Source organism: Halalkalibacter flavus, assembly GCF_036663575.1.
GTDB classification, from domain to species: Bacteria; Bacillota; Bacilli; order Bacillales; family Bacillaceae_D; genus Halalkalibacter; species Halalkalibacter flavus.
The window spans coordinates 1-5,902 of sequence record NZ_JAWRVK010000085.1; the positions used below are offsets into that span (position 1 = coordinate 1).

At 33.6% G+C, this 5,902-nt stretch carries 4 protein-coding genes; 3 read left to right on the top strand and 1 reads right to left on the bottom strand.

Annotated elements, in window-relative coordinates; genetic code table 11:
* The first annotated feature begins 1,102 nt into the window (after window positions 1–1,102).
* Complete coding sequence (locus SAY88_RS24285) at window positions 1,103–1,882, top strand: ParA family protein (RefSeq protein WP_332635007.1); 780 nt, start codon at window positions 1,103–1,105, stop codon at window positions 1,880–1,882.
* Complete coding sequence (locus SAY88_RS24290) at window positions 1,872–2,333, top strand: hypothetical protein (RefSeq protein WP_332635009.1); 462 nt, start codon at window positions 1,872–1,874, stop codon at window positions 2,331–2,333. The genes SAY88_RS24285 and SAY88_RS24290 overlap by 11 nt, the downstream gene beginning before the upstream one ends.
* A 750-nt stretch (window positions 2,334–3,083) precedes the next feature.
* On the opposite strand, the gene SAY88_RS24295 is transcribed toward SAY88_RS24290, so the two are convergent.
* Window positions 3,084–3,632, bottom strand: a complete 549-nt coding sequence (locus SAY88_RS24295) for a DUF3231 family protein (protein ID WP_332635010.1) — start codon at window positions 3,630–3,632, stop codon at window positions 3,084–3,086.
* 244 nt (window positions 3,633–3,876) lie between these two features.
* Between SAY88_RS24295 and tnpA the strand changes: the two genes are divergently transcribed.
* The gene (gene tnpA / locus SAY88_RS24300) at window positions 3,877–4,278 is read left to right on the top strand and encodes an IS200/IS605 family transposase (protein WP_332635012.1); all 402 of its coding nucleotides are present in this window, start codon (window positions 3,877–3,879) and stop codon (window positions 4,276–4,278) included.
* Window positions 4,279–5,902 lie beyond the last annotated feature (1,624 nt).

Consider the following 5,902-nt stretch of genomic DNA (forward strand, 5'->3'; position numbering starts at 1 on the left):
CAACCTTTCTTCTATATAGTGTAACAAATCTATAGAAACTTAACTAAGTTGTGTCCATGAAACTATACTAGCATCAGAAATAACACGATTGACATTCTTTAGTCTAATCAATAAACAAACCAGTATCTATCAATTAAAAAACAGCTTTACTTTTTTATTCAAAAAACTCCTATGGATCTTGGACTGAAACCCTTTTAATGCTTTTAATAAAATATATAATTTCATTAAAGAAAACTACAACATAATTGTTAACATATACTATGTCATATACTACAAAATATATATCATTTTTGAAAATAATGTTAGTATTGAAATTATTGATAGTATTAATTTATATACAAACATACTACATAATGATAAAATTATAGTTATGTAGTATGTTTGTATTATTATTGAAATAGATGTTAATGTTGACAGCAAAAATAATAACTTTTGGAATCAGCAAGGGGCAAGGGCGAGTGGTTCTAACAGCAATGGGGTTACTTCTTATCTATTAAGTAAAGAGAAAAAGGTTTTAGCCATTGATAGGAACAAGAGAATTAAACTAACTTTTTAACAGATGAGTATGATAGATATATGCAACGCATTCGAAAAAAATTTAGAGACCGTCCTGAATGAAGATTACCAAAAGTTTATTGAAAACCTTTTTCTTTTATTAATAAAAGAATGTATACATATAATTCAAAATTAAATATAACAACGACATATACAATAACATATATCATATAATGGTTGTTATATTCGTTTTTGTTATATCTCATTGAAAAGAAAATAATATTATATTACATTTTTCATCGTTATTATTGTTTAATTAATAGATTACCAAACAATAGCTACAGAAAATCAATTACTCATAGCAGGATTTCTAGTTTTCTCCTAGAAATCTATTAGTATATATATTTTAAAAATAATGTCCACAGTAAATTAATAGTGTTGTCGCCATATGAGTTAACATATATGATGACATATGTTTATATATTAAATATAACGACTTAGTTAATGTTAATCATAAAATTGTCATTAGTGTTTTTTTTATATGTATAACACGATAATGAGTTTATAGTTAAAGTATTGGTATCTATTATTATTGAAAGAGGTGTTAATGTTGACTGCGAAAATAATAACATTCGGGATTAGTAAGGGCGGCTGTTCTAAGTCTACCAGTAGTGGGATTACTTCTTATCTATTAAGCAAAGAGGAAAAAGTTTTAGCCATTGATATGGATGGACAAGGGAATTTAACTAACTTCTTAACCGGTGAGTATGACATATGTAACGCCTTCGAGGGAAAAACCGTTTTAGAGGCCATCCTGAATGAAGATGCTCGTTCTTGTATCATCAAAATCAAAGAGAACCTGGACATGATCCCTTCCAATGATTTCTTGGCCACTTTACCAAGAAGAATGTTTGAAAAGGGCCTAAAACTAGATGCGCTACAGAAAGCACTCGAACCCGTTATGGAAGATTATGATTGGATTATCATCGATACACCACCGTCTCTATCAGAACAAACCGTAATGCCCTTAAGTACATATTCAGAAGCTGGTAGTTATGCCGTGATTATGTTTGATGGGTCGATGTTTGCTTATTATGCTATTCCGAAGTTCCTAGAGATCATTGAAGGGGCTAAAGAACGATATAACCCGACATTAAAAACAGTTGGTATTTTGTTTTCCCTAATCGATGCTAGGGCTAAAGAAAACGATGTAATGGAAGAATCCGTCGATGAAGATTATCCTAACCTGAAGTTCAAGTCGATAATCAGAAGAAAGGCTGCCACCAGACGTTTAGCTATTTCTGGTTTTGATGGAAACACTGAATTAAAAAATGCAATAGAATATTACATTCCATTTGTAAAGGAGCTGAAAGAACGTGTCCGATAAAAACAACCTTAAAGATAAGATCAAAAAACCGAATGCTACTCAGGCATTTTTTAATTCATATGACACAGATAAAAATGACGATAACACTAATAACAAAGATGATAATAAAAAAGAAATTGAAAACAATAATAAAATAAATAATAACAATGATAACGTAACTAAAAACGACAAAGATGGCATCAATGACATAGAAGGTAAAACATATGTCAATAATGATAATGTTGTTAATGTTGATGATGAAGATGATAGTTACCTTCGGAATCTTGCTTCAGGTAAAAAAGCTTCGAAGAAAAAACCGAAGAAGGTCTTCACCTCTTTCTATATGGATCCTGACTTGGCTTTTGAAGTCGACAAAATCGCTTCAAGAGGTGAAAAAGGGGATAAGTCTAAACTAATTAATATGGCAATTAGAAAGCTACTAGAAGGTTATGGAGTAATCGAGAAAAAATAAAGTCTAAAAAGAATTAGGTGGAAGATTTTAATTTAGAAAAATGACCATTTTGGCCCGATAAAGCATAACGAATTGGTTAAAAGTAACAATTTTAAGGTTATCCTTACTTTTAGAATGAGTGCCTTTGTGCTACCCAACACGTGGCTCTATACGAACAAAAAGGGAAGATTACTTTGCTTTCTCCCTTTATTTCTTAAAGAACGAGTTAACTTTGATTCCTTCTTAATAGAGCTCCAAAACAATCTAAATAACGGGATTTCGGAACTTGTTTCGACTGTTTCTGTAATGTTTTTTCAGCATGTTTGCTCGACTGATCATTTGAAGCATGTGATCCTCTGCATAAAATCTCATTGGATAGCACAATAATAACCAAATGCAAAGGGGGAAAATGGTGGAATTGTTTTGCAGATAGAGCGGAAGAACGAGTTCAGGAGTATGGTCGTCACACAAACATAAAGCCTCATTTATTGACACTCGTCAATAAATGAGGCTTACGTAGTTTCCGCTATATCCATTCTTCTCAGACTCCTCTCGATTAACTCATCCAATAACCGTGTTGCCACGATTATTCTCATCCGATAGAAATCGTCTGAGACTGGCATTGAGAAGGTAATACTGATTCTTCATCAGCTACCTTATCCCTTCTGCCTAACCTGTCGGGTAATTACTTCCATCTTTTATATTAAACCCATTGGGTTTGACGTTGGTTAAATAGCCTTCTCAGTAGGTAGCACTATAGAATCTTTAGCTTTATTGTTGTTGAGAACCAGGTGGGACGTAAAATGGTGGCACTTTAATCCATCCGCGTTTGCGCATTAAATGTTTTAATCTAGTCGCGAAAGCAAGTTTTTCTGCTTGAAACTGAATAAACAATAAACCTACATCTGTACGAATCGATTCTGAAGCAGTACCAGCAGCACGCATAATTAAGCTAACAATTTTTAAAGATAATTCGTTTGCAATTACATCATCCGTTAATTTAACACCGAGAGGAATACTGTTAGGGTCTGATATCGGCATATCTTCAGGAGCAGGAGGTAATGTAATTCCTTCCTTAATCATAAAATCATGCAGTCGTTCCCTTTGACTGCTTCCTAGTTTCATATCTTCTTCAAGTATTGCTTTTAGTTCATTATCCGTCGTGGTATGTATACCTGCTTGAACAGCAACTTTGGCTAATTCAAGGCCTTCTAAGTAAATCCAGCATGCCATCACTTCTCCGACATGAAGAGGTTGATCTTCATCTTGAACTGTCATGGATTTCATGGCATCCAAAACTGTTTCCCATACATTTACCACGTGATTTCCCTCCTGATTTTGTAGTTTAATTATTTATATTATTTGTGTCATACGATTTATTATTCAGGTACAGATTTGCTTCTTGTGGTAACTGGAAGTTTAGTTGAAGTAAATCACAGTTTACAGAATTGTTGTTTGTTTTTAAAATGAAAAAACAAGTTGTTTGGAGGTATTGATGTGGAGAAAAAGGCTTTATGTTTACATGTAACCGTAGATAAGCTTTTAATTTCCAAACGCGTGGGACATCAAGTTTCATGTAATCTGGGTAACCAAATATAGATACAAGGTGTTACGAGGTCCGATTGCAGTAAGAACGCGGGAATTAATCAGGCAAGGATGTGAAGCAAGAGGGATTAGCATCTTGCAAGGAAGTGTTGGAAAAGATCATATCCACTTATTGCTATCATGTCCACCGAGTCTAGCTCCAAGTAAAATCATGCAGTATCTAAAAGGGAGAACATCAAGGCTTCTCCAGGATCAATTTCCCGAATTGAAAAAGAAATATTGGGGCCAACACTTATGGGCAAGAGGCTACTTTTGTGCCACAGTAGGAACAGTAGATGAAGAAACAAAAAGAAATTATATTGCGAATCAATTCAATGAAGGAAAGAACGACATAAAGCCGGTTAATTTTCTCTCTATATAGCTACGACAAACAATCATAAACAATACAAGTCCTTAACTTATCTACTGCTCCACTTTATAATTTGAAAATCCCTCACATGATGAGACGAGGGATTAATTTACATGGTTAATTAGTTTGTTTAGAGTATTCGTCAGTCGTAAACCACTAATTGCAAACAATTGACAAAATGTGTATTTGTTATTCAGGGAATACTCCACACATTCTATTTGTTTTTTTCATAATGTAACTATGAAAAAAGGAGTGTTGTCCATGAAGCCAACTTTTGCTGAAGTTGTTAAACATTTTGAATCAAAGCTTAACCGCAAATTAACGGATGTTGAATACCGTATCCTTTACTCAAATTTTGTTAAGTCTTCTAAGAACCTCAAGTAATCTTATCTTTTGCCAGTCCATAACAGTAATCCTTCAGTAGTTGATGTTGTAAATCATAAATATGAATTTGGGGCGGCACTAAATGGCGTAGTATCAGCGTACGTGCAACCAAGGGCAAAGTAGATTGTAGACATTGTTCAATTATTTCTTGTTCCCCATGGGGTGCCCCTTTGCTACCATAGTCTTTGCACTTCATAATCTTTACCTCTCATTATGTCATTCTATTAGCATCATGGACGAGTTTCATATTTTTTAAACAATGAAGCAAAAAAAAAAACCCTATAGGCTGTGATGACAGGGTTCTTGCTGTAGACCGCAAAGTAAATTCTATTACAAACGAAGATTTTAATACTGAGGAATTGGGCTTTTTAATATAGGAGATTTCTTTAACGCTGTAAAATCGCGCAGTATACTGCATTTCAAAAAAATGACTGATCATATTCCAAATGTTGTTATTTTTGTTGTTGGCATTAACACCGATTTCAATAATAATATATACAAACACTTTAACTATTAGATTAACATTATTTTTAATATGATAATATATGTCACAATATATGTTAACAATGATGTTAAAGTTTTCATTAATCTACTATATATTTTATTAAAAACGTTTAAAGTATTTCAGTCCAAGATTCATAGTGATTTCTTGAAGTAAAGATGTTTTTCCCCAAAGGGAAAAACATTATCAAAACCAAAATTGTAAAAAGTCATAAAAATAGAGGTTGATACATATTGGACTAATATGTATCAACCTCTTACTTCATGCTCCACAATCGTTAGCAATAGGTAAGCGTTGAAGTTATCTCCAGCTTTTCCGCTGCTCCGCACGGAACGTGACAGTTTCCTGTCATTCCGCAGTCCAACTAACGTAATTTACTAGACTATAAGTTCCTCGTTACCCTTAGACAAGAGCTCGCACTGTGGAAATTCCCACGTTCCCATTGACATAAAAAATGCGTTCCTTGTTAAAGAAACGCTCCCGTTAACCATCCATGCAGCATAAAATCATTGCTGCACCACAGAGAATGAAAATGGTTAGGAAGTGGTAATACTGATACTGACCTTAATCCAGTCAATCCTAATCCATAGACTTATTAATTAACGCTCTCCTCTTTTTTTAACGATTGAGCAGGGTCTTTTTTAGTATTGTCTTTTTTCTATTTTTGAAGAAACTATTTTCATGGTAGACCCTCATGCCGCGCTGCGGCACCATCAAATATATGAAAAAGAATGATCCCCAAGTGTAGTT